Below are 26,975 nucleotides of genomic sequence, written 5' to 3' on the forward strand. Positions count from 1 at the left end.
ACCAACCTTGTGGACAACGGTGACGGTACGATCACCTATACCAATGAGGCCGGTGTGGCCCAGACGGTCGACATCGCTGCCATCGTGGTGGCCTTCGAGACCACTTCGACCATTGTGGACAACGGCGACGGAACATACACCTACACAGACGAGGACGGTAACACGACCACCATCGACATCCCAGGGAATGAAACGGTAACCAACCTTGTGGACAATGGTGATGGGACGATCACCTATACCAATGAGGCCGGTGTGGCCCAGACGGTCGACATCGCTGCCATTGTGGTGGCCTTCGAGACGACCTCTACCATAGTTGACAACGGTGACGGAACCTATACATACACAGACGAGGATGGAAACTCAACAACATTTACAGGGACCGACGATCAGGACCTGACAGGGGCGACCTTAACCGGAACAATGCTAACCGTGGATATAGAGAACGGTGCTTCCGTAACTGTAGACCTTGCTGGGTTGGAAACGACATCTACCATGGTAGACAACGGAGACGGCACCTATACCTATACGGATGAGGATGGTAACAGTGTGACCTTTACGGGAACTGATGACCAAACATTGAGCCTTACGGGTACGACCCTGTCCATCGAGGATGGAAACAGTGTAGACCTATCGGTGATCGGAAGTGATGACCAGAATTTGACGGGTGCTTCTGTAACAGGAACGACACTGCAAGTAGATATCGAAGACGGTACCCCTGCCATGGTGGATCTTGCCGGTGCGATCACCGACGGAGAGACGACAACCTCGATGGTACAGAACGATACGAATGGTGTGATTACCTATACCGATGAAGACGGTGGTACATCGACAGCAGACGTGACCAGTACCGATGCGGGTAACCTATTGACCACAGGAACCGATGGAGGATCATTTTTCGATCAAGTCGCTATCGCTGCCAATGAAACAACCTCTATCCTTACGGATAATGGAGATGGGACTTACACCTATACGGACGAGGATGGAAACTCCACCACATTTACGGGTACAGACGATCAGGACCTGACAGGGGCGACCTTAACCGGAACAATGCTAACCGTGGATATAGAGAACGGTGCTTCCGTAACCGTTGACCTAGCTGGGTTGGAAACGACATCTACCATGGTAGACAATGGAGACGGTACCTATACCTATACCGATGAAGATGGAAACAGCGTCACCTTTACGGGTACGGATGACCAGAACCTGACATTGACAGGTACGACCTTGAGCATCGAAGACGGAAACAGCGTGGACCTGGCGGCATTGAGCGATTCCCTGGTGGACAACGGTGACGGGACCTTCACCCATACGGCGGTGGACGGTACGGCAGTGACCTTTGATGCCAACACCAGTACCTTGACCGACAACGGTGATGGCACCTATACGATCACCAATGACGATGGTAGTACCATCACCTTCACAGGAACTGATGACCAAACATTGAGCCTTACAGGTACAACCCTAACCATCGAGGATGGAAATAGTGTGGATCTTTCAGCTATCGGCGGTACCGATGATCAGAACCTGACCGGTGCTTCTGTAACGGGAACGACACTGCAAGTAGATATCGAAGATGGTACTCCTGCCATGGTGGACTTAGCTTCAGCCATTGTTGCGGGAGAAACCACCTCTAGATTGGTAGACAATTTGGACGGTACGTATACGTATACCGATGAAGACGGAACTGCAACCACTTTCGTGGGTACGGACGATCAGGACCTAACAGGGGCGACCTTAACCGGAACAATGCTAACCTTGGATATAGAGAATGGTGCTTCCGTAACCGTTGACCTTGCTGGATTGGAGACGACCTCTACGATGGTAGACAACGGCGACGGGACCTATACCTATACCGATGAGGATGGGAACAGTGTGACCTTTACAGGTACGGACGATCAGACTTTGAGTCTAACCGGCACGACATTGAGCATCGAGGATGGAAACAGCGTAGACCTCTCGGTAGTGCAGGACGGAACCGGAACGGATGACCAGAACTTGAGCCTTACGGGTACTATATTGAGTATCGAAGACGGAAACAGTGTAGATTTGGCCGGTGCGATCATCACAGGGGAGACCACTACAAGCATGGTGCAGAACGATACGAGTGGAGTGGTAACCTATACCGATGAGGACGGTGCGACTTCTACAGCAGATGTGACCAGTACCGATGCTGGCAATATCTTGACTACTGGAACCGATGGAGGTTCCTTTATAGACCAAGCTGTGGTGCAAGCGATAGAAACCGATTTGGTGGTCACCACAGATGGAACTGCTACAGGAGTGACTCTATCAGGAACCAATGACCATACGGCAGACATCACTCTATTGAGCACGGACGCAAACAATGCTTTGAGTACGGGTGCCGACGGAGGTGTCTACTTAGATGCAACGGCTACCGTCGTAGACAAAATGGTTTTCAGTGCGGAGTACGCAGGAGCGGCTTTGGACGCAGACGGAACAGATAACCTCGGGTTCCTTACAAGTGATAACGCAGGATCGGCAAACAACTGGATGAACTACTACCACTGGAGCAATACCCAAACTGATGGTGGTACAAACGATTACGATGTCATTTTACGATTTACCCTACCCAACGATTTTGCGGCTTGGGAAACCAATGCCATCCAAATCGATTATGCAGGAACCACGGATGCCAACTTTACGGCCAACGTGTACATAGAAACGAGTGCCGCGGCTCAAGCAACCTTGGGAGCTACGACGAGTACGAGCACGACGGATTGGCAACAGGTAAACATCTCCAGCGCTGGATTAACCATAGGGGCAGGAGATACAGGAATCATTGTACTGAAAATGACAGCTACCGACGTGGGCACTGCCGGAAACAGTGCCATACGACTAGGGGACGTAACCTTGAATTTTACACGAACTCGATACTAAAAACGAACAGCATATAATGAGCATTGCTTCCGTAGGGATGGTTGGCGATGAAAATGTGGAAACAATGCTCAAAAAGCTTACAAAGCGGAAACAACAAATTGGATTAAACAATACGATATGAAAAATCCTTTTTACCCTATACATACAAACCAATGGATGTGGATATTGCTCATGGCAATGGTATGTCAATTGCCTGTAAACGCAACTCTCATTCCTCCTTCCAACACGGGAAATACCCAACAAGAAGGGATAGGATATTATGGCCTTGGCGATTTTGCCCTTGGAAAAGAAATCTATGTTCCTAATCCTAGCTTTGATACGAAGTCGGAAGCTACAAGCGAATTCATAAGCGGTGGAACTCCCATACTCACGTATACTACGGGAACCTATAACGTTAGCTCAGCCAGTTTTGTAGATACCTTTTCGGTGGCTGCCCAAGATGGAAACCCCATGGACATGCTCTTTAATGACGATGGAACCAAATTGTACGTTCTTGGACTGTCAGGAGATGATGTCAACGAATATGACCTTTCTACACCCTATGATGTGTCGACCGGAACTTTTGTTGATACCTTTTCTATAAGTGGGCAGGAAGCCAATCCTACGGGAATGGCATTTAATGATGATGGAACCAAGTTGTATATTGTTGGTCTTTCTTCAGATGCCGTACACGAATACGATTTGGGAGTGGCTTGTGATGTTTCTACGGGAGTATTTCTTCAAAGTTTTTTCGTATCTGCTCAGGAATCCAACCCGGAAGATGTCGCCTTTAACAAGGACGGTACAAAAATGTATGTTTTAGGAAGTACGGGGGATGATATTAATGAATATGATCTTTCCACGGCTTTCGATATTTCGACAGCTGTTTCCAATGATACCTTTTCAGTGGGCGGACAGGATACCTTTCCTACAGGTATGAGTTTTAACAATGATGGGACACAATTGTTTGTAACGGGAGATACCGGGGCTGATGTTAACCATTATATTCTGTCGATACCTTTTGATGTTTCCACGGCTACGTTTGTGACCAACTTTTTGGTGAGTGGGCAAGATTTTACTCCTGAGGGCATCGCTTTTAATAGAACCGGGAGTAAGATGTACGTGGTTGGGAATTCAGGCAATGATATCAACGAATACGATCTAAGTACGATCAGTAATTATCTGGAGTCTTTTACCAACGACGGGAGTATTAATAACACTTTTCCTTTACAATTGGAACTTACGGGAGACACTTTTGCAGATTTGGGATCTGGTACCCTTACGGCTGCACAAGTAACAGTAGGTAGTGTACCCGCAGGTCTCATAGCGACCCTGACGATCATCAATCCGAATACGGTAGAACTTACCTTTTCGGGCAATGCGACCGATCATCAGAATGTAGACGATCTGTCGGAGATTACCTTTACCATTGCAGATTCGGCCTTTACCAATTCTACGGTAGCGCAGGTAAGTATTCCGCTTTCATCCGGAGTAGGAATCAACTTTATTGATAATCTGGCGCCTTTACTGTCTTGTACTTTAGGGAGCTACGATGTTACTACAGCAAGTTTTGTGGATGTCTTTTCGGTAAGTAGCCAAGAGAGTGCCCCGAGAGATATGTCCTTTAACCATGATGGAACGAAGCTTTACGTTCTTGGAGCTGCCGGAGTGGATATCAACGAATATGATCTTTCGACTGCTTACGATGTATCTACCGGTACATTTGTAGGGACCTTTTCTGTAAGTGCACAGGAAACGGCCCCTACAGGTATGGCTATGAATAGTGAAGGTACGGTATTGTATGTTGTGGGAACGACCACGGATACCGTTTATATGTATACCATGTCAACTGCTTTTGATATTTCTACAGCCAGCTTTTTTCAAAGTTTTTCGATATCCGCTCAGGAGGTCACCCCTCAGGATGTAACCTTTAACAATGCAGGAACGAAGATGTACATTACAGGAAGTACAGGAGATGATATTGATGAGTACGACCTGTCAACGGCTTTCGATATTTCTACAGCTAGTTTTGTAAGTTCTTTTTCGGTGTCCGGAGAAGACACAGAACCTACAGGGCTTGTTTTCAACCATGACGGTAGCGAGTTCTTTGTAATAGGAGAAGCAGGCAATGATGTGAACCAATATAGCCTTAGCACCCCCTTTGATGTTTCCACAGCTACCTTTGTGACCAATTTTTCTGTGGGCGGTCAGGATGGAAACCCTGAAGGTATCGCTTTCAATAGATCGGGAAGTAAGATGTATGTTGTAGGCGATGCAGGTAATGATATTAACGAATACGATCTGGGTACGATCAGCAATTATCTGGAGTCCTTTACCAATGATGGGAGCGTAAATAATTCGACACCTCTGCAATTTGAACTTACGGGAGATACCTTTGCCGATCTGGGATCAGGAGCTTTAACGGCAGGTCAGGTAACGATCAACAATGTGCCTGCGGGGCTTACGGCCACGCTTAGTATACTAACGCCAACCACGGCAGAGCTTACCTTTTCGGGCAATGCGACCGATCATCAGGATGTGGACGATGTAGGGGAGATCACCTTTACCTTTGATGATACCGCCTTTACCAATTCCACTGCTGCACAGGTAGCGGTACCTTCCTGTGGTGTGGGAATTGATTTTACAGACAATATTTCCCCGGCACTTTCATGCATTTTGGGACCTCTTGAGCTTTTCAATACCAGTTTTACAGATACCTTTTCGGTAGCTGCACAGGCTACAGATCCTCAGGATATTTCCTTTAACCATGATGGGACCAAACTTTATGTTGTAGGGTTTACTTCAGATGCTGTGGATGAATATGATTTGTCTACACCCTATGATGTATCCACAGGTACTTTTGTGGATTCTTTCTCGGTGTCCGGTGAGGAAGGAAATGCTACAGGAATGGCTTTTAACAATGCAGGGACCCTATTATTCATTGTAGGAACTTCCAGTGATACCTTATATATGTATACATTGGCCATTGCCTATGACGTATCTACGGGCGTTCTTTCTCAAAGTTTTTCCATAGGTGCTCAGGAGGCTACCCCGCAAGATGTGGCTTTTAATAAAGATGGTACCAAGATGTATATTGTTGGGAATACCGGAGATGATATTAATGAGTATGACCTGTCTTCGCCTTTTGATATTTCCACGGTTGTTTTTAATGATACCTTTTCTGTGGCGACTCAGGAAACGAACCCTACAGGAGTGGCTTTCAATAATGATGGTACCCAACTGTTTGTAAGTGGTGATTCAGGCAACGATGTTAACCAATACACCCTTAGTACCCCCTTTGATGTCTCTACTGGAACCTTTGTGACCAACTTCTCAGTGAATAGTGAGGATGGAAGCCCCGGAGGTATTGCTTTTAACAGTAGTTACAGTAAGATGTACATAGTTGGAGGTGCCGGAGATGATATCAATGAATACGATCTTGTTACAATCGGAGACTATCTGGAATCTTTAGTAAATGACGGGAGTATCAACAATGGATCACCTTTACGATTGGAACTTACTGGTGATACCTTTGTCGATCTGGGTTCTGGAGCTTTGACGACAGGTCAGGTAACGATCAACAATGTCCCTACAGGACTTACCGCTACACTTGCCATACTGGCACCAACGACGGTAGAACTTACTTTTTCAGGAAATAGTGCCAGCCATGAGGATATAGATGATGTAACCGAGATCACCTTTACTTTTGACAATACCGCCTTTACTAATTCCACTGCTGCACAGGTAGCTGTACCTTCCTGTGGAATAGGTATTGATTTTATAGGCCCGGAGATTTGTGGTGATGGTATAGATAATGATCTGGATGGTAAGATAGATGCCCTCGACGAGGACTGCCCTTGCGATCCCAGTGCTTCGGGCGGGTTGTATACCCATTGTAGCCAGCCATTTGCATGTACGGGACCGGTTAGTCTGGGCAGCTTGGATTTTGAGGCATCATTTTTAGAATCGGGAAGTGCCATAGGGCATGTCTATGTTGCCGATATAGATGGTGATGGTAATACGGAGATCATCCATGGTTTTGAATCAATTATTGATGGACAGACCAAAGCTATTGAAGGCAGTACGCCAATAAACTTAGGCGGATTGGCTGATGTAGATGGTGATGGTGGAGTAGAGTTTTTTGACGCCGGAGGGTCATCACATAGATTTCGTAGTTATGATACCGATGGGACTCTTCTTTTTAATGCAACAGTTGCTTCCGGTCTTCCCGCAGAAGATGACGTACCATTATTTGCTGATTTTAACCATGATGGTATTCCCGAAGCGTATCTGTCAAATAAGATACTTAATGCCCAGACAGGAGCTCTGTTACTGGATGCAGGAGCAGGACATCGAGGTATTCCGGGAGGATTATTCAGACTTTCCTTGCCCGTTGCAGCCGATGTGATAGGCGATGATACTCTGGAACTTATTGCTGGGCATACCGTATATAGTGTAAATATTACCAATACTACGGGTACAGCAGGAAATACCATAACGCCAATCACCTATCCGGGGATTAGCACTAGTGATGGTCTTACTTTTGTGGCAGATATGGATCTGGATGGAGCACTTGATGTTATTACAGCCAATACCACAACAGATATTTTGAACATATGGAACCCACGAACGGGGATACTCATGTCGAGCGCATTGCCGGGGGACTTAAACCTGTCTCGAACCCCTACCATTATGATCGGGAATGTTGATGATGACCCCTATCCGGAAATTGCAACCTTAAGAAGCGGTACTCAATTTAGTGTATTCGATTACGATGGTAACAGTACATTGAGTGTAAAATGGACTGATGTTGTAGCTGATACCTCTTCCGAATGGACAGGAGCCACGATGTTCGATTTTAATGCTGATGGCAAACAGGAGGTCGTCTATAGAGATGAAGTGGAGCTTCACGTGTATGATGCTGAGACGGGAATTCCCTTTTATACGTTTCCTCTGACTTCCAATACCAGAAATGAATACCCTGTAATTGCCGATGTGGATGATGACGGTGAGGCGGAGATTCTCATAACGGGAAACGGAGCGTCAGGTACGGGATTATATCTATTTGAGAGCGGTCCGTTAAGTACTTGGGCTTCCGCACGAAATATCTGGAATCAATATACGTATCGCGCTGTGTCTATAAACTCCGATGCTACTGTACCTCAGTATGAGACTAATGCATCTATAAGTTATACGGTAGGACCTGATACGTTTCGTCCTTATAATATAAGTAATGTGCAAGTAGGGGGATTATTGAGTACAGGTCAACCCGTGACTCTTCCATTGCCTGATGCATCGGTCACTTCGGTTACCGAACAGGTAGGAAGTAATTGTACTGGAGGAGATGCTATTATACAAGTGAATATTGACAATCTGGGTGATGCCGATCTTCCGGCAGGAACCCCTATAGCCGTATATGACGGGGATCCCCAAGTTGGCGGAGCTGTACTTTTAACAGTAGGAACGCTAAGTACCTCTATTGCTCCCGGGGGATCGGGATCGGAATCCATTAGTGTTCCGGGAATAACGTTACCTACAACGATATATGTTTTGGTAAGCGACGATGGTACAGGCACCCTGCCGCTTACCATCCCTACCGATTTTCCACTTTCTACAATAAACGAATGTGACTATACCAATAACTTAGGCAATTTGGCCGTGACCTGTGCCGATACCGATAATGACACGATCCCGGATAGTGTAGATATTGACGACGATAATGACGGGATTCTGGATTTGGAAGAATGCCCGCCACCTGTACCCATAGTAGGCGCCGACGGAACCTTCGAATCTTTGGCCGGAGTGGCTAGTGGAGATGTATTTAATAGCAATGTAACCGGAGGAGGATGGATTAATGGCGTGGGATCGGCAGATTCCTGGGTCTCGCCCATGCCTACCATAGGAACCGGCGTATGGGGAGGAATGGCAGATGGAATGCCCTCTTCACCCGATGGAGGGGTATTTGCCGGAGCTTGGTCCAATGGCGGCAATGATGAATCCTTCTACACAGATGTGACAAGTCTCGTCGTAGGGCAGACCTACTCAGTGGTATTCTATCAGGGAAATGCCGGAATTGAAGGGACTACTGCTATTGGAACTAATATGAGATGGCGTGTAGATTTTGGAAGCACTACACAATATTCTTCCGAAATGCCCTATTTGGGAGAAGGGAATCAAGTGTGGCAGGAGGAAGCACTTGTCTTTACAGCTACAGCAACTACCATGCGCTTGGAGTTTTTCTCCGATCCCGGTTCCGATGGATCAGCACAATTGGAGTGCATGGCAGTGGACGGAATACGTGTGTTCGAGGGGGCTTTTGGTTCGGGAGATACCGACACGGATGGAATTGTTAATTGTCTGGATTTAGATAGCGACAACGACGGGATTAGCGATCTGTACGAAAGTGGCTTTGCCAATCCCGAGTACGATACGAATAACGATGGTACCATCTCTATTGCAGAAGCCGAAGCCGTACTAGGAGCGGGCAATGCCGATCTGGATGGTGACGGGCTTATGGACATTTTCGATGCCGATACAGGCGATAGCACTCCAATAGCCTCCATAGGCACTATTGCTGTAGATACGGATACGGATGGGGTGAACGATTTTATTGATCTGGACAGTGATGCCGATGGCATCCCGGATACCGTAGAAGCTTTCCCAACCCCCAACTTTGCTACTAACTACCCCAATGATGGGGACGTTACCGATGACGACAATGACGGCGACGGAGTTATTGCTTTGTTCGATGCAGACGACGCCACGGGCGATTTTGGAGGTGATTTTATGACACCCGTAAACACTGATGGTGTGGACAACCCGGATTTCTTGGATACGGATAGTGATAATGATACCATACCAGATAGTACTGAATCCGGCCTTACCCTAAGCAGTGCCGATGCCAATGGCGATGGTATTGATGATGATGCCAGTATAGGAGCAAGTTACAGCGATCCTAACGGGGCGATCGATGATCCAAGTGCTACCCTAGACAACGAAATTGGGGATACCAGCGAGGTAGCTTATAGGGAGGTAACAGATACCGATAATGACACGATCCCGGATAGTGTAGATATAGACGATGATAATGACGGGATTTTGGATATTCAGGAATGTCCACCTCCTGTACCCATAGTAGGCGCCGACGGAACCTTCGAATCTTTGGCCGGAGTGGCTAGTGGAGATGTATTTAATAGCAATGTAACCGGAGGAGGATGGATTAATGGCGTGGGATCGGCAGATTCCTGGGTCTCGCCCATGCCTACCATAGGAACCGGCGTATGGGGAGGAATGGCAGATGGAATGCCCTCTTCACCCGATGGAGGGGTATTTGCCGGAGCTTGGTCCAATGGCGGCAATGATGAATCCTTCTACACAGATGTGACAAGTCTCGTCGTAGGGCAGACCTACTCAGTGGTATTCTATCAGGGAAATGCCGGAATTGAAGGGACTACTGCTATTGGAACTAATATGAGATGGCGTGTCGATTTTGGAAGCACTACACAATATTCTTCCGAAATGCCCTATTTAGGAGAGGGAAATCAAGTATGGCAGGAAGAGGCACTTGTCTTCACGGCTACGGCAACCACCATGCGGTTGGAGTTTTTCTCCGATCCGGGCTCCGATGGATCAGCACAATTAGAGTGTATGGCCATGGACGGAATTCGTATGTTCGAAGGAACTTTTGGTTCGGGAGATACCGATACTGACGGAATTGACAACTGTCTGGATCTGGACAGTGATAACGACGGGATTAGTGACTTTTATGAAAGTGGCTATGCCAATCTGGCGCACGATACCAACAACGATGGTACGATCTCCATCGCTGAGGCAGAGGCTGTATTGGGAGCGGGCAATGCCGATCTGGATGGTGACGGGCTTATGGACATTTTCGATGCCGATACGGGAGATATCACCCCGACGGCCTCTATAGGAACGGTTCCCGTAGACACGGACACCGATACAGTAAATGATTTTATAGACCTAGACAGTGATGCCGATGGCATCCCGGATACCGTAGAAGCTTTCCCAACCCCCAACTTTGCTACTAACTACCCCAATGATGGGGACGTTACCGATGACGACAATGACGGCGACGGAGTTATTGCTTTGTTCGATGCAGACGACGCCACGGGCGATTTTGGAGGTGATTTTATGACACCCGTAAACACTGATGGTGTGGACAATCCCGACTATCTGGATACGGATAGCGATAACGATACCTTACCAGATAGTACCGAGTCCGGCCTCACCCTAAGTGGTAATGATGCCAATGGTGACGGTATCGACGACGATGCCAGTATAGGGGCTAGCTATAGTGATCCCAACGGAGTGATCGATGACCCAAGTGCAACTTTAGACAACCAGATAGGTGACACCAGTGAGGTGGCCTATCGAGAGACAGGTGTGATCGACTACATGCGCCACGGAAAATACTTTATGAACAACAGTGAGCAACCAATGGAATTTGGTAAAGGCGGTAATTAAGGAAAATGACACAAATGAACAGTACAATGAACATACAACGATTTATAGTACGGACAGCGCTGCTGTTACTGTTTGGATGCAGTACAAGTTTGCTAGCTCAAACAGCGAACTACGGCGAGATGACGGTACTTCCCAATACGGAGGTTGGAGTCATGAACGATTTTAACAATACGCCTTCAGGAACGGTTTTCAATGATGGGGACGTATATCTCTATGCCGATTTCAACAACGATGGGGTGGTAGATTATATAGATGGTGGCATGACACGTTTCCGTGGATTCGCCATTCAGGATATCTCCGGTACCAACACCAGTTACCTGTACGACGTAGAGTTTTCTAACGGCAGTAGTGTAAATGCCTTCCAGCTTTCGGGAAGTCTTAATGTAGCCAACGAGGCTACTTTCGATGAAGGCGTGGTAGACAACGATACCTTTGGGGGGACCTTTCAATTTGAACAAAATGCGGTTCACTTTCAGACAAGTCATGCCAGTCATGTAGACGGAGAAGTGATCAAGGTGGGCGATACGGGCTTTCAATTTCCCATTGGGGATGGAGGTTTCTTTCGTCCCGCAGCCATAAGTGCTCCTTCCAACAACAACCATACATTTACGGGGCACTATTTCCATGAAAGCAGTGATACGCCCGGAACTCCCCATAATTTAGCAGCCGGTGTCATCGAACGAATCGATGACACCGAATACTGGCTGGTAGAGCGTACAGCGGGAACTTCGGACATTCTTCTTACCCTTGGTTGGGACGAAAACACTTCGCCCTCCTTTATAACCAATGCCAATCCCAATGCCATTCACATTGTACGATGGGACGAAGCCCAAGGATTTTGGGTAGATATGGGAGGTGTGGCAGATGCAGCCAACGATGAGGTAACCACCATAGTAGAAGTGGACGGATATGGCATTTTTACCCTTGCCTTGGTAAAAACAGAAGAAATACTGCCTGACGATGTGGTGATCTACACCGGGGTTTCGGTTAATGATAATGACAAGAACGATTTTTTCTTCATAGACGGGATAGACCGCTACCCAAACAATGAGGTAAAGATTTTCAATCGCTGGGGAGTTGAAGTATTCAGCACCCGCGGTTACAACGAAACGAACAACGTCTTCCGAGGATATTCGGCCGGCCGCCTTACCATAGATAAGAACAGACCGCTACCCACGGGGACCTACTATTACATTTTAGAATATGATTTCCCGGGAAGCGAACAAATTCCCGCTCAGCGCGTACGAAGAGCAGGTTTCCTGTATTTGGAAACCCAATAGTAGATGAAATGTGAAATAAAAACTTGATGATCCATGATTTTCAATAGCAAAAAATATATAATCGCTTGTGCATGCATGGTATTGATGACCCTCTCGGGATGGGCCCAACAGGACCCGCAATATACCCAGTACATGTACAACACAGCGACCATAAACCCTGCCTATGCGGGTACACGCGGTATGCTGAGTTTTACGGGAATTTACCGTAGCCAATGGGTAGGACTGGATGGTGCTCCTAAGACGGCACAATTCTCTATGAATACTCCCATAGGAGAACGGGGTGTTGGTTTAGGGGCTTCCTTCTACAATGAAGAGATAGGTCCTTCTATAGAGAACAATCTTGTAATAGACTACTCCTATACCATACAGTTATCGCGTAGCGATGCAAAACTTAGTTTTGGGCTGAAGACGGGCTTCCAATTGTTAGATGTCGATTACACCAAATTACTTATCTACGACCCAACGGAGCCCGTTTTCCAGACCAACATAGACAACAGGTTTCAGCCCATAGTAGGGGTGGGATTCATGCTGCATCAAGACAATTGGTATGTAGGACTCTCATCCCCGAACCTGTTGGAGACAGAACATTATGACAGCTCGACCATTTCTACCGCTTCCGAAAAGGCGCACGTCTTCCTTACGGGAGGCTACGTGTTCGAACTGAGCCAAATGTGGAAGTTTAAACCCGCCTTTTTGGCAAGAGGGGTGTCGGGTGCTCCGGTAGGGGTGGACCTTTCGGCCAACTTCTTGTACGATGACAGTTTTTATCTGGGAGGTGCTTACCGTTTGGATGCTGCGTTCAGTGGAATGGCTGGTTTTCAGGTAAATGATCAGGTAATGATAGGATATGCTTACGATCTGGATACCACAGATCTAGGGCAGTACAATAACGGCTCGCATGAAATTTTTCTGCGATGGGAACTCTTCACGCGCGTACGTAGGAAGATATCCCCTCGATTCTTTTAAAAAGAAACAGGGTTGGAATTTATAACCTATGAAAACAATACGAAAGATGGGACATACAACAATAAAGAATTATATCATCCTAGTGCTACTGGCTTTGGTAGGTTCGGCATACGGACAGGAGGCGAGATTGGCAAAGGCCAACAAGAAGTATGCAGATCGCTATTATGTGGATGCGGCCGAAATCTATGAACGTGTGGCGGAATCCGGCTATGAATCGGGCGAGCTGTACAAGAAACTGGGCAACACCCATTATTTCAACTCGGAATACGGAAAAGCCTTGCCTTGGTACGAAAAATTGGTAACCCTAGGCGAGGTAGATGAGCACATTTATCTGTTGCGGTATGCACAAACATTAAAGAATTTAGGGCATAACCAAAAGGCCGAACAAGTCTTTAATGAGTTTCTTTCCAAAACTGGAAATGAAGGCACGTACAATTCTGCACAGTCCTATTTGGACATCATTATGCAAAACTCCAATAGGTACGAAATACGTTCCGCTGCAATTAATACAGAAGCTATAGAATATGGTGGCACCTTGGTAGAGGATATGTTTATCTACGCATCCAATGACCCCAAGGAAGGAGTAACCAAACGGATCGATGGATGGACGGATAGTGCATTCTTAGACCTTTGGTCGGCCACGATGAATAAAGAAACAGGGGACCTGGAGCATCCGAAACGACTCAAGGGAAAGGTTAATAAGAGGTATCATGAGTCATCCCCTGTTTTTACCAAAGACGGAAACACCATGTACCTTACGCGGTCCAATTATACCCCGCGATTGGCCTCTGGCGACAAGTACAAGGAAAATTTAAAAATCTACAGGACCCGAAAGAATCCGGCTGGCGATTGGGATAATTTTGAAGACCTATCCATAAACGCGGATACCTATTCTACGGCCCATCCAATGTTGAGTCCGGACGGCAATACCCTATACTATGTTTCTAACCAAGCCGGCGGTTTTGGGGAAACCGATATTTATAGGGTAACTATTAATGTGGATGGTTCGTTGGGGGTTCCTAGGAACTTGGGTCCTGCAGTCAATACCAAGGGAAGGGAATCCTTTCCTTTTATTACCGAAACCTATGAAATGTACTTTTCTTCAGACGGACATTTCGGTTTGGGAGGCTACGATGTTTTCTATATCGATTTAAAATCTGAAGATCCACAAATGATCAATGTGGGACGACCCGTGAATGGGGAATACGATGACTTTGCTTTCAAAATAAACAATGAAACCAAAAAAGGGGTATTTAGTTCAAACAGAACCGGAGGTGCTGGAATGGACGATATCTATCTCTTTACCGAGTTGGAAAGCATCATGGATGCTACGAAAGCACTCATAAGCGGAACGATCACCGATAAAAAGACAGGGGACATCCTTCAGGGTGCCAATGTTATGCTTAAAGACATAAGAAACAATGTAGTGGCTCAGATGCTCGCCGATGGCAATGGGCAGTACGAATTTGAATATAACGGAACGATAGACCATACGGTGTCTGCCACCCTTACCGATTATGACGGATCCGATTCGTTTGTTCCCAAGGGACTGGGATCTAGGGTCGTTGATCTTCAACTCGACAGGAACAAGGTAGAGGTACAGGTGGGCACCGATATTGGTCCGCTGTTAAATCTAAGTCCTATTTACTTCGACTTTGACAAGGACATCATAAAGCGAATATCCGAAATGGAACTGGCTAAGGTGGTTTCCTATATGAAGGATAATCCAAATATTTCCCTCGAGGTGGGATCGCACACAGATAGTCGAGGTTCTGATACCTATAATCAAAGGTTGTCGGAAATGCGTGCCGCTGCAACGGTACGCTATATCATAGCCCAGGGAATTGATTCCAATCGAATATCGAGCAAGGGATATGGAGAGTCCCGTTTGCTCAATGCCTGCTCTAATGGAGTAGATTGTAGTGAAGATGATCACAGTATCAATAGACGAAGTGAGTTTGTTATTGTTAAGATAGAATAAGGCTCACTCACAGCTCTAGAAATAGAGGCCGTGGTTCAAATATTTCCATACCATCGACTATAGAACCTTGTACCCCCCTTTAAGGTAATGAAGTGGGTGGTTTTGGGTTTTTTGAAACAGAAAAGGGATGGTAACATTAAAATTTGAATACGTTGAGTTTTGAAGACAGACATTTGAAGTACATATACCTTTTAATGAAGTACAGTAATGCCGAAGACTTTAACACCTTTATGGATTTTGGGACCGAAAATAAAAGTGATTTCAGGAATGAAGTTTTAGCAATTGCTAGGGCAAAGGATGAAATTTCCTTAATTCGATACGAAAGGGAAAATGGTATTTTCAATGATTACGAGATCATCCCTCCCCATACTACAATTGCCATGCGGGATATATCGGTAAAAATGTCCCAGAAGATTCCCTTGTTGGCCAAAGATGTAGCAAAACTGCAAGACTATGTGTTGTCTGAACTCCTCTTATTTTACGACACCTGGATACTGTACACGCCTAAATTAAATCATCGATTGTCCGAAAAAGGGTGGGCCTTTTCCCATATGAATGTATTGGAGAGTATCTATTGTTCCTACGAACCTGCGACCATACAACTGAAGTTTGGTTATGAGCCCACCTTATATGAATATTTGAGAAAGAAGTCCTTGGAATTATTATCAGCTTCAAGCGATTATGGCTTGTTAAAGAATGCCTTTTCTCTAGGGATTTTGCGTAAAGACAAATTGAAGAAGTACGTAGTCCCCATAGCAGAAGAATTAACCAAAAGACTTGTAGGATTTGCTGCGAAGTTCAAATTTGGAACGGATTCCTTAGAGAATAGAAAAATGATTTTTTTGGTGCACGAGATCATCGTCACCTTCTATGTGAAAGTAGAGTTCGATCTATTACTTTCTCAAGAAGTACCATGGAAAGAATTGTGTAACGATAATAGGAATGAATATATGAAAAAGGCAAAGTTGTAGGTGACGCGTAATTACTCTGCGCATAAAATCAAAATACGACTGGTAATAACTATAGTTTAGATAAAAGTTTGGATATTCTATATGAAAGAAGCAATTGATAATTCTGATAAAACTGTTTTAATTTTCGACGGACAGGGTCCTTTGGGCACACTCATTAGAAAGAACTTGGACAGTGCCGGAACCAAAGTAACCTTGTACAAGAATATCCTTGCGCTAGTAGAACGTCTTAAGAATAACCCAAGTAGTGATTTTTTGTGTATCGTGTTCTTATTTACCAATGAAAGGGAACTGATCGATTACCTCCAAATCGTAAAATTCAGAGATACCCCTGTGGTTTTTGGACCCACAAATCGGCAGATTTATGCCAAGTTGAAAAAAAATGAGTATTTTAAAACTATAGATCTCAGCAAGAATAAGTTGAATTATATCATGGAACTTCAGAATATAGTGGAGTTATACCAAAACATGAGTTAAAGATCTAATTGCAACAACCCTAACAACCAATAAATTTTAGAAAGTATGATGCACGTTGTTATCATTGATGACAATCCAGACGAGCTGGAATACAATTATCAGCTTCTGAAAAAGAACTTCGATTCTATTGTGAGTGAGATATTCACTTTCAATATTCCCGAAGAAGGGTTGGAATTCATCAACGAAAATGAGCCCGATTTATTGATACTCGATGTGGAAATGCCCACCATGATGGGGCTGGATCTTATTCGAAGAATTACTTCGTATAGAACAAGAGTTGTGTTTTGTACCGCTCATGAAAAATACGCGTTGGATGCTTTTAAGAGTTTTGCCTTCGGATTCTTGCATAAGCCCTATGATGAAAGTGTTTTTGTTACCGTAGTTTCGAAAGCACTGAACAGGATTGCCAAAGAATTGCATGAAGACGAAATGTTTGAAGCAAACCCAACGGGAATCACCAATGTGGAAGATGTCATCGTTTCGATCCCCACCCAAGGATGTACCTATTTCTCCAAAATTTCTGAAATCGTTCGTGTAGAGAGTGTTAACAATTATGCCAAGGTATATTTAAGGAGTGGCGAAATGTATATTAGCGCATACGGTATGCGCTATTTTGACAAACTCTTGGTCGCCCATCCCAATTTTTTTAGGGTCCATAAATCCCATATTGTGAATTTCTCCATGGCCAAGAAGTTCTTCCCCGATGGTACGTTAATCATGTTCGACGGTACCCATATTCCGGTAGCGAGAAGACGTAGAACCGAAATGCTGAAACTGTTCAACGCTCAAGAAAACAAGACCTAGCAAATTTCTGTAGCATATCGTTTTCTGAATCTAACGTGATTTTCTTGTAACCAAGGGGGGTATAGATGCGTCCTATGGGAAATCATCAAGACAAACATCATGAAATCAATCAAAAAACAAATGCTGCTTATGGCACTGGTGTTACTTTCCAGTATAGCCCTACAAGCACAGTCCCTCACAAGCACCTTAGACAATTTATTGAATGAAAACTATCCTCCCGAACTACCGGGCGCCACGGTTTTGGTAGCCGAAAAAGGAAAGGTTATTTACAGAAAGGCCTTCGGAATGGCGAATTTGGAGTTGGATGTTGCCATGCGACCCGAGCACGTTTTCGAAATAGGATCCATCACCAAACAGTTTACCACGGTCTCTATTTTAATGTTGATGGAAGAAGGGAAGCTTTCCCTAACCGATGAGATCACCAAATTTATGCCCGATTATCCTACAAACGGGAAGAAGATTACCGTACATCACTTAATGAACCATACTTCTGGGATAAAGAGTTATACCGAAATGCAAAGCTTCTTTTCGCGAGCACGGGAAGATATGAGTCCCACCGAACTCATTGATGTATTCAAGAATGAACCTATGGATTTCGATCCCGGAGAGCAATATCATTACAATAACTCCGCCTATATCATTCTTGGGCATATTATAGAAGTGGTTTCCGAAAAGACCTATGCCGAATTTATTGAAGAGCGCATTTTTGAACCACTAAAAATGAAAGATTCCTATTATGGAAGTCATTCAACCATCATTAAAAATAGAGCCGATGGATATCAGCCCACAGAAAACGGATATAGAAATGCCGATTACCTAAGTCTCACGCTACCCTATGCAGCAGGATCGATCATGTCTAATGTAGACGATATGCTAAAATGGCAACAAGCCCTTCACAACAATACATTGATCTCTGAAAAGAGCAAACAGCTGGCCTTTACCAACTATAAGCTTAACGATGGGAAGCCTATCTACTATGGTTATGGTTTTAGTGTGGATGAAGTAAATGGTACGCCAAGTATTGAACATGGGGGTGGAATTTTTGGGTATGAAACCTATGCCATTTATGTGCCCTCTAAAGATTTGTATGCGGTTATTCTCACGAATAAAAATGGAAGGGGACCCACTGATATTACCATAGAAGTAGCAGCTCATGCCTTGGGAACTCCCTATGCCAAGACCTCCCAAAAGAAAGTTTCGGAAAAAGAGATGAAACAATGGGTAGGTACCTATCAATTCGATAATGATGTAATTCGCTATATCACCTTTCAAGATGGAAGCTTGTATAGCGAGCGGGAAGGAAGCCAAAACTTGAAACTGAATGCCCTTGGCAATGATGAATTCGCTTTCGAAGATAGTTTTACAACATACGCTTTCCGCACAGAGAATGGTAAAAAAGTAGCGCTTTTTAAGTCTCGCATCAGAGAAGGGAAGGGCGTTGAGACAGATAAGGCGCGTCCCGCCGAAAAGCAAGCTATCACCTTAGCTCCGGATATTTTAAAGAGATATGAAGGAACCTATGAATTACAGCCCGGTTTCGAAATCGAAATTACGACCCAGGGCAACCAAATATTTGCGGAAGCGACGGGACAGGGACAATTCGAAATCTTCGCCGAAGATGAAACCACATTTTTCTTGAAAGTGGTTTCGGCACAGATCGTATTTACCACCAACAATCAAGGCATAGCAGAAAGTCTTACCCTATATCAGGGAGGACAGGAAATGCCAGGGAAAAAGAAAAATTAATAAGAAAGAGCCGCCTCGATTTTAACCCTATGAGGCGGCTCTTCTGTTATGAAAACTAAAACTAAATCCTAAATTCCGTTGTTCTTTTCTACTTCTACTTGCATAGGGTTCTCTAATGCCCATGTATCTTGACGGGTACCGGTTATTTGCCAGCTAACTCCAATATTGGGGGAATTGGTCTTAATGACAAACGTATTGGTTTCACCTTGGATCGGCTCCCAGATAATGGCTTGTGCGAACGACTTGTCTACAATGGTCAATTGGTATTTAAAGTCAGTGTTTAAAGCCGTCATATAATTAGGAAGCTGTACCGTGGCATATCCTTCTTCATTTGTAGTCACATTTCCACTGTAAATATTGATTCGCTCGTTACTTTCAATAGAGTTGTGAACCAGATATTTGTTCTCTGGATCTAATGGGTGATCTATCTTAAAGGCCTTGGCTGCAGCACTCATGGTTCCACCAATGGTGATATCGGAAGATACTTCTACATCTCCTTCAAAAACTCCCGCTAATTTAGTTGCGTCGGCGGCTATTACTCGCAATGCACTGGAACCTGCTGAAGTTGCTCCAGAACGAATCAGCACCGCTGAATCCGCAGAGGTTCCTGCCGGGTGTAGATCGAATACTGCCGTTCTTCCCATGGTAGTTACGGTAGAGGAATTGCCTTGTTCTACGTACAAGGTAGCTTCTACATTTCCGCCATTATCAAAACTATCGATATGCGCTCCATGACCAGCACTGTTGTTCTTTACTTCTAAGGTAGCCGAAGTGTTGTCGGACTTGGTGGTTTCTAAGAAAGCTCCGTTTCCGTATCCTTTGTGAGAGGATAAAAGTCCAGGTTCCGTATTAATATTAACACCGCCCATGTCGTTGGAAAGATCAATAGTGATTCCGGCACCCTTTCCGTTAGAACGTGCCGTTATAATAGGCTTGTCGTTTTCCTTGTCCCCGGCATCTTCATCCATAATAAGGAATTCTCCAGCGCTTCCGTTCCCCATATTGTTAGCTACTAGGGTAGAGGCAGAGTTGGCATTGTTGTCTTCGGTAACAAACAATCCTACATTTCCTACTCCAGCTGTCGATGCCAGCAATACTTCGGCAGCGTTTAAGGGAACAACATTAAAGAAATGAGCTGCTTTTCCGGGTCCTCCATTATCCACTTCAAGGGCAGTTCCGGTGCCTCCTTGCTCAATTTTTACGGCCGAAGCAGCATTAGCAGGATTTCCATTGAAGACATTAATTCCAAAAGACGTTCCAGCATTATCTACAAACAAAGCTCTCCCAGCACCACCTTGGAAAACCTTTAAGGCTTCTCCGGCAGCTGCTTTAGTGCTACCTCCGTTCAATGGATTGGTAACTCCTTTTTCAATATTAAGGCCGATTCCAGTACCTCCATCAAAGATATTAACTCCATTACCAGCTCCCGATTGAGATACTCCAATTCCGTGGCCGCCACCATCATTTTCAACATCGATTCCAGCACCGCCACCGTCATTTAGAATGTCTACAGCGGCTAGTCCTCCATCATTGGTTACCGAGATGGCAAAACTTCCAGCACTGTCTGTATTATCTACGAAGATGGCATCGCCAGCTCCACCGTTGTCTATGGTAATACCATCACCACCCCCGTCGTTTACAAGGTTCAATGCATCTCCTCCGCCGCTTTCCGAATTATCCAATCGTACGGCATCACCCAAACCATCGTTATCTATTCTAACGACTTCAGAAATATTGGCAACATTGGAGTTTTCTACATCGAGTGCCCTGTTGGTTCCAGAATTATTAATGTCCAGTCCTTTTCCACTATCTGTAGGGATAATGTTCATGGCATTGGCAGTACCGTCATGTGCTATCGTAATCCCTGTACCTGCACCGGCAGCAGATATGTTCAAAGCATTGTCTGCAGTAGCAGGGTCTGCTGTCAGTTCTAGTGCACTGTTTCCAGTAGCTATAATTTCAACACTTCCGTCGTCTGCATTTATGGTTCGAGGGGCGGGAGAAGTTGTCATTTCCTGATTATAGGCCTCGTCCAGCGTATTTCCATTGGCGGTACTATTTGAGTACAGTGCATAAGGAACACTTAATAACTGATGGGTGCCTTCAATAGAATAACTGGTACCTCCTGTAGGATCTATTTCAGATTTGAGGTAGTAGCTGTCGCTTCCCCAGTCGATAGTAGTGAAATCTCCGCTAACCACGGAACCGTCACCTACTTCCAAGGTGAATAATCCATTGGCATTGGTCGTAGGGGTGTGGGTTTCTACATATACTGCAGTTCCGGTTCCCGAACTTTCCAAAATGCTAATCTGCACTCCAATGGCAGTATCGGTAATAAGCGTTCCACCCGCATCACGGGCCACCGCTTGATAGCTCATTTTTTGAGGCGCTTGGGCAAAGATCGTCCCAGTGGCCAACAGTAATATGATATATGTGTAAATTGTTCTCATCGCTTCTAATTTTTATTTCTTAATGATTTTGAATGTTTTTAATAGTGAGTAATTATCGCTTACCCGTAGTATATAGGTGGCCGAAGCCAATGCTTCCATCGGAATGATGGTCTCGTTAAAGTGGACCTCGTTCTCGTATAAGGATCTACCCAAGATGTCATACAGGGCTATGCGCATTCCCGGAGTGGGAGCTTGATCCAATCGCAGGGTAAGGTTCGCCTGTGTTGGGTTGGGGAACACCGCCATTTCTATGGTAATGTTGGGTTGATCGTCTACCCCCAAGACAAAAATTTCAAAAGGTTGCTGCAAGCCTAGGTTTGCAGAGCCTCCGCTTCCTGTGGCTTCGGTATAATCGATCTGCCCTACGGAGTAGCCCACCGTTCCTCCGCTACCCGTTGCTTCACCTCCTGTGGCGACCGTATTTCTTTGCGCCATAGCAAGTGGGGCTGTGAGTAGCAGAAAACCCAATAACCAATAGGTCATTCTTTTGTGTTTCATAATCTCAATTTTTAAGTGATTCATATTCAATTTTTTTGGGGTTTTACATTTCTATGTCAATTCTCGATTTGGCTTTGTAATCACTTTTCTGAAATTTTTTTTACTATTTTTATTACACTGGCATATTCTAATTACACTAACAATTAAAACAGCACCTACAGACCGCGAGTTACTTCAGAAGTTGAAGGGTTCTAAAGCAGAGCGCGATTTTGCATTACGGGCTGTTTATAAGGGCAATAAGGAAAAAGTTTGCTCTTTTGTCCTACGAAATCAGGGCAGTGAGTCGGATGCGAAGGATATTTTTCAGGAAGCGATGATTGCTTTTTACGAAAATGTCCGAGACGGAAAGTTTAAAGGGGAAAGTGCCATAGGCACCTACCTTTATTCCATTGCAAAGTTCAAGTGGCTTAACCAAATTAAAAAGGATAAGATACGGGAGGGTCATCACGAAAAAGCAGCAATGGAAACCGTTCAGGAGAGTCCTCTCAACACCTTGATAGAAGGGGAAAAAAAACACGGGGTTTTACAGGTCTTAGACGAACTGGGGGCTGTATGCAAGCAGCTTCTCATCGAAAATCTGTACCACAATGCTTCCATGAAGGAAATAGCAGCGAGTGGTAATTTTAGTAGCGAACAGATTGTGCGCAACAAAAAGTACAAGTGTTTGCAGAAGTTAAAAGAACTAATTAGAATGAAACCTTCACTCATTCCTATACTGAAAGGATATGGATAATACTCAGGATCATATTGAAAAGTATTTAGATGGGGAACTAAATCCTGAAGAAGCCAAGGCTTTTGAAGCCCGATTGGCTAATGATAACGAACTTAAAACAGCTTTCGAAGAAACTAAAGCGGCTAGAAATTTAATTACGGCAGCCGGACGAATGGAACTCAAGGAAACTTTTGAAGGCTTTGAGAAAGAAATGAAGTCCTCCGAATCCTCGGACTCCGAGCAGGTGCGCGTTATTCCCCTTTGGGCCAAACGTGTTATGCCCATTGCTGCCATGATTGTGGTATTTGTAGGGGTGTATTGGTTCATGCTCGGAGGAACGTATACCACAGAATCTGTATACAACAAATACTATGAGGTGTACGATGCTCCCTCGGCCTTGCGTGACTCTGGAACTGAAACGCCTTTGCATTGGAATACCGCTGTGCGTTACTACAATGAAGGGAAATACAACGAAGCACTTCGCAACTTCGAAAAATCCGAAGCCGAAATCCCAGAATATCTAGTCGATTTCTATTCTGGAATCTGTGCGATGTCCAAGAAAAATCCGGACTATGCGAGTGCTGTAAGTTATTTTTTGGATGTTGAAAAACGTGATAACGACTATAGGCAACAGGCGCTTTGGTATCGCGGTATGGCTTTGCTGGGACAAGGAGAAAAGGACAAAGCTTTTGCGGTATTTCACAGCATCGTAGAAGCGAAATCCTATGGATACCGGGATGCGCAAAAAATCATAAAGCTGAAGCTATCGGAATAGTGCTTTAGCGTTGTTTTCTTCTATAGAATACGATGGCAAAAATAATGAAGAGAACCCCTGCGCCTATCCAAATGGGAATCGGGTTCCATTCTTCTGAAAAAACCATGGTATTTCCGGTAAGCTTAAAACTACTCCAATAGAAGGGAGCCAACTTTTCGGGTGAGGTGTTATTGATGAATTTAAGTTTGGCCTCCTGCAAAGCAACATCCTTGTGTTTTCCCATGTCCAGATTTTCCAGAAAGTATTGGGTGATCTCTGCTGAAGAAGCATCGTCTACCGTCCAAAGGGTAGAAAGTAATGATTTACTGCCGGCATACTGAAAAGCACGTTCCAAACTTAGGATACCTTCCCCGCTTTCTAACTTTCCTGTGGCGGTATTACAGGCACTAAGAATGACCAATTGAGAGGGAATATCCAGACTGTAGATTTCGTACGTATGGAGTAATCCATCTTCTTTCTCGGAAGGGTTGAAGTATAATTTTGAAAGCAATGGATGTTCATCCTCCACTTCCCCATGCATGGCCAAATGGAGAATGCCTGCCTTTCCCGAATGTTCCTTCAAAAGTTCTTCGGAAACACCGTTTCCTACCCAACTGTTCCCACCAAACAATTTTTTGGCAAAGGTGACTTCGGTAGTGTTGTGCTTTAATTGAGAAAGCTCTTGCCGTATTTCGTTATCCGCAGGGCCTTCATAGGAAGGAGCGAATCCAATGTATTGACTATGTGTTCCTTCAAGATTTTGGGCCAAGAATCGAACGGAAGCCGACTGACTGTAGGATACAGCGTGATCCTTCAGTAAATAAGATAGATTTTGATAGTCACGTTTTTCCGAAGCCGGTTGAGAGAGTAACATTTCGAAAGGAAGATAGGCCAGATTCCCATCGGGAATGATGATAAGACGTTTGCTGTTCTTTCCTTGTAATTCGGGCGCGATAAGGATATTGTAAAGATCATGGGACAAAGAACCGAATGCTTCATACGATTTCTGCGGGTTTTCAGCAATTTCCTTTTGTGAACTAATGTTGGCAAACAGCATATTCACTTGGTTCAACACTAGATCGGGATTTTCAATACTCCGAACGGAAATGCCCGACTTTTGAATAGAGAATACTTGAATGGAGTTGTTTCCATAAAAATAGGAAATGAGCTGTGTTTCATCGTCCAATAAAGATTCCTGAATTTGCTCCACCGTCACGATTTCGGGATCGTATTTCAATTCATAATATTCCGGATAATCATTCTTCAATTGATCCAACAAAAGATCGTATTCCCCTTGTGTACTCTGTAATTCGTTTTTGAAAAGCGTCAACAACGAGGCGCGGACTTCCCCACAACGCTTTTCTTCGTTATTAATCTTTCCGCGGTATTCGTTAATACGATCCTTAAAGTACTTTTCCTGTTCAGTAATCTCTGCGGGAACCTTGGAAAATGACATGGTTTCCTGTTCAAACAAAGAGGAAAGGAGTACTAGGGCCTTACTGCGTTCTGAAAAATTAAAGGCCTCATCCAGATAAGAGTTGTCCTGTTTTACTTCGGCAAGCTGTAGGGCTGTTTCCATACTACCTTCAATAAGGGAACGGGTTTTAGACGTCCAGAAAAGCTTAGAAGATTCAGATATATGGGTATTCTTTATGCGCTCCAAAATCCCAATGGCGACCTTTTGGGTTTGCAAGGCGCCTTCCAAATAGGATACATCTTGGTTTTGTGCGTAACGTTCCTGCAGTAATTCCCCCTTGGCCGTTAAGGCTTCCAAAAGATAGATAAGGGAATTGATTTTCATATCGGCCGACGGATTGGAGGTCCAATCGGTATCCTGTAGTTCTGGAACGAAGATTTGGATGGCTTCCTGATACATGGAAAGGGCTCCTTCGGTATCACCTGAAGAACGGATGGCCCGTGCCACAAAGTTTTTGCAAGCCCCGGTCATGGTGTGGGCCTCACCATAGGTCTTTTCACGCCATGCTACCGCTTCTTTGTAATAGGAGATAGCGTCTGCATAGTTTCCTTTTTGCAGCAAACTATCGGCATTGGAAATGGTAAGTTCGCTCGCATCATTATTTACTAAAGCTTCATTTTCGGTGGCCTTTTCAAAATAGGAAAGGGCGTTGCTCTGATCGCCCAATTCCCAATACATATCCCCAATGGCTTCATTGAGGGTTTTCATTCTGTAATGATCGGATGCATAACGTTTTTCCCAAACCGGAGGTACTTTTAAGTAATGGTCCAATGCACTTTGGTACTCTAAGGTTTCATAAAACACATTTCCCATATTAAAATTACAGATGGAAATATTGAAATGATCTTCGGGATAGTGTTGGGCATACAGATCACGTTCCTTACTGTAATAGGCGAGGGATTTTTCGAAATCCCCCTGATTTCGATTCATATTCCCAAGGCCTCTTAGGGTAACACCCATATGGAATACGGGTGGATTTTCCATTTGCTCAAAATGCCCCAATGCCTTCAAAAAGTTAGGAATGGCATTATTACCTTCATAGTTGATGAGGAAATAATAGCGGCCTAAATACTCGTGGTAATCGCTTTCATTTTTAGCAAACAACTCGTCCCGAAAAGCGCGTAGCATCGGATTGTAAACAGTAGTATCCTTCCGCAAGGCAGAACTTTCAATAAGCAGTAAGCGAAAATTGAAACTAAAAGGTTTACCTGTTTCTTCCCAAAGGGACTTGGCTCTTAGGATGGCCCTATTGGCGTTTTTTTCCCGGTAATGGTTGCGATGGAGCTTAAACTGCCAAATGTGAAGCTCAATTTCTTCTTCTTTAGAAAGTGGGGTGCAGGCCAATAAAGCTTCCGATTTTTCGAATGCAGAAGCAGAATCTCCCTTCGCTTCCAAAGCGGCAATCGATTGCAGTCCTTTGGCAATATCACAGTCTTGTGCCCATAGTGGGGAGGACACAATGAAAAATAGCGTAAGCCACAGGGTCTTTTTCATGTGA

General features: G+C 44.7%; 14 protein-coding genes. 11 read left to right on the forward strand and 3 right to left on the reverse strand.

Annotated elements, in window-relative coordinates; genetic code table 11:
• From POV27_RS04820 to POV27_RS04860, 9 genes are all read left to right on the forward strand, one after another.
• Window positions 1–2,898: beta strand repeat-containing protein (locus tag POV27_RS04820; RefSeq protein ID WP_272861605.1), on the forward strand; the 2,898-nt coding region annotated here is incomplete at its 5' end.
• Between the two features lie 117 nt (window positions 2,899–3,015).
• Complete coding sequence (locus POV27_RS04825) at window positions 3,016–11,364, forward strand: hypothetical protein (protein WP_272861606.1); 8,349 nt, start codon at window positions 3,016–3,018, stop codon at window positions 11,362–11,364.
• A gap of 26 nt (window positions 11,365–11,390) precedes the next feature.
• Window positions 11,391–12,644, forward strand: a complete 1,254-nt coding sequence (locus tag POV27_RS04830) for a T9SS type B sorting domain-containing protein (protein ID WP_272861607.1) — start codon at window positions 11,391–11,393, stop codon at window positions 12,642–12,644.
• Window positions 12,645–12,677: 33 nt separating this feature from the next.
• Window positions 12,678–13,610: a PorP/SprF family type IX secretion system membrane protein gene (locus POV27_RS04835; RefSeq protein WP_272861608.1), complete on the forward strand. Its 933-nt coding sequence runs from the start codon at window positions 12,678–12,680 to the stop codon at window positions 13,608–13,610.
• A 28-nt stretch (window positions 13,611–13,638) separates the two neighbouring features.
• Window positions 13,639–15,591: an OmpA family protein gene (locus tag POV27_RS04840; RefSeq protein ID WP_272861609.1), complete on the forward strand. Its 1,953-nt coding sequence runs from the start codon at window positions 13,639–13,641 to the stop codon at window positions 15,589–15,591.
• A 194-nt stretch (window positions 15,592–15,785) separates the two neighbouring features.
• Complete coding sequence (locus tag POV27_RS04845; RefSeq protein ID WP_272861610.1) at window positions 15,786–16,562, forward strand: hypothetical protein; 777 nt, start codon at window positions 15,786–15,788, stop codon at window positions 16,560–16,562.
• A gap of 81 nt (window positions 16,563–16,643) precedes the next feature.
• A complete protein-coding gene (locus POV27_RS04850) occupies window positions 16,644–17,036 on the forward strand; it encodes a hypothetical protein (RefSeq protein ID WP_272861611.1) in 393 nt (130 codons plus the stop codon).
• A 45-nt stretch (window positions 17,037–17,081) separates the two neighbouring features.
• Entirely contained in the window at window positions 17,082–17,840 is a 759-nt protein-coding gene (locus POV27_RS04855; protein WP_272861612.1) for a LytR/AlgR family response regulator transcription factor, read from the forward strand.
• Window positions 17,841–17,939: 99 nt separating this feature from the next.
• The gene (locus tag POV27_RS04860) at window positions 17,940–19,586 is read left to right on the forward strand and encodes a serine hydrolase (protein WP_272861613.1); all 1,647 of its coding nucleotides are present in this window, start codon (window positions 17,940–17,942) and stop codon (window positions 19,584–19,586) included.
• A 68-nt stretch (window positions 19,587–19,654) separates the two neighbouring features.
• On the opposite strand, the gene POV27_RS04865 is transcribed toward POV27_RS04860, so the two are convergent.
• Window positions 19,655–22,036 carry a beta strand repeat-containing protein gene (locus POV27_RS04865; protein ID WP_272861614.1) on the reverse strand — a complete coding sequence of 794 codons (2,382 nt, stop codon included), beginning with the start codon at window positions 22,034–22,036 and terminating at the stop codon, window positions 19,655–19,657.
• A gap of 12 nt (window positions 22,037–22,048) precedes the next feature.
• Entirely contained in the window at window positions 22,049–22,534 is a 486-nt protein-coding gene (locus POV27_RS04870; RefSeq protein WP_272861615.1) for a T9SS type A sorting domain-containing protein, read from the reverse strand.
• Window positions 22,535–22,715: 181 nt separating this feature from the next.
• Between POV27_RS04870 and POV27_RS04875 the strand changes: the two genes are divergently transcribed.
• A complete protein-coding gene (locus POV27_RS04875) occupies window positions 22,716–23,267 on the forward strand; it encodes an RNA polymerase sigma factor (RefSeq protein WP_272861616.1) in 552 nt (183 codons plus the stop codon).
• On the forward strand, window positions 23,260–24,021 hold the full coding sequence (locus POV27_RS04880; protein WP_272861617.1) for an anti-sigma factor: 762 nt from the start codon (window positions 23,260–23,262) through the stop codon (window positions 24,019–24,021). Before POV27_RS04875 ends, POV27_RS04880 begins: the two co-directional genes overlap by 8 nt.
• A 4-nt stretch (window positions 24,022–24,025) precedes the next feature.
• On the opposite strand, the gene POV27_RS04885 is transcribed toward POV27_RS04880, so the two are convergent.
• Window positions 24,026–26,971, reverse strand: coding sequence for a CHAT domain-containing protein (locus POV27_RS04885; protein WP_272861618.1), 2,946 nt, complete (start codon window positions 26,969–26,971; stop codon window positions 24,026–24,028).
• Between the last annotated feature and the right edge of the window lie 4 nt (window positions 26,972–26,975).

The organism is Aureisphaera galaxeae, from assembly GCF_028561275.1.
Lineage (GTDB): Bacteria > Bacteroidota > Bacteroidia > Flavobacteriales > Flavobacteriaceae > Aureisphaera > Aureisphaera galaxeae.

Excerpts from the sequence above, each read along its gene's own strand:
- POV27_RS04825 (WP_272861606.1), top strand. The coding sequence starts at position 3,016 with ATGAAAAATCCTTTTTACCCTATACATACAAACCAATGGATGTGGATA.
- POV27_RS04830 (WP_272861607.1), top strand. The coding sequence starts at position 11,391 with ATGAACATACAACGATTTATAGTACGGACAGCGCTGCTGTTACTGTTT.
- POV27_RS04835 (WP_272861608.1), top strand. The coding sequence starts at position 12,678 with ATGATTTTCAATAGCAAAAAATATATAATCGCTTGTGCATGCATGGTA.
- POV27_RS04840 (WP_272861609.1), top strand. The coding sequence starts at position 13,639 with ATGAAAACAATACGAAAGATGGGACATACAACAATAAAGAATTATATC.
- POV27_RS04845 (WP_272861610.1), top strand. The coding sequence starts at position 15,786 with ATGAAGTACAGTAATGCCGAAGACTTTAACACCTTTATGGATTTTGGG.
- POV27_RS04850 (WP_272861611.1), top strand. The coding sequence starts at position 16,644 with ATGAAAGAAGCAATTGATAATTCTGATAAAACTGTTTTAATTTTCGAC.
- POV27_RS04855 (WP_272861612.1), top strand. The coding sequence starts at position 17,082 with ATGATGCACGTTGTTATCATTGATGACAATCCAGACGAGCTGGAATAC.
- POV27_RS04860 (WP_272861613.1), top strand. The coding sequence starts at position 17,940 with ATGAAATCAATCAAAAAACAAATGCTGCTTATGGCACTGGTGTTACTT.
- POV27_RS04865 (WP_272861614.1), bottom strand. The coding sequence starts at position 22,036 with ATGAGAACAATTTACACATATATCATATTACTGTTGGCCACTGGGACG.
- POV27_RS04870 (WP_272861615.1), bottom strand. The coding sequence starts at position 22,534 with ATGAAACACAAAAGAATGACCTATTGGTTATTGGGTTTTCTGCTACTC.
- POV27_RS04880 (WP_272861617.1), top strand. The coding sequence starts at position 23,260 with ATGGATAATACTCAGGATCATATTGAAAAGTATTTAGATGGGGAACTA.
- POV27_RS04885 (WP_272861618.1), bottom strand. The coding sequence starts at position 26,971 with ATGAAAAAGACCCTGTGGCTTACGCTATTTTTCATTGTGTCCTCCCCA.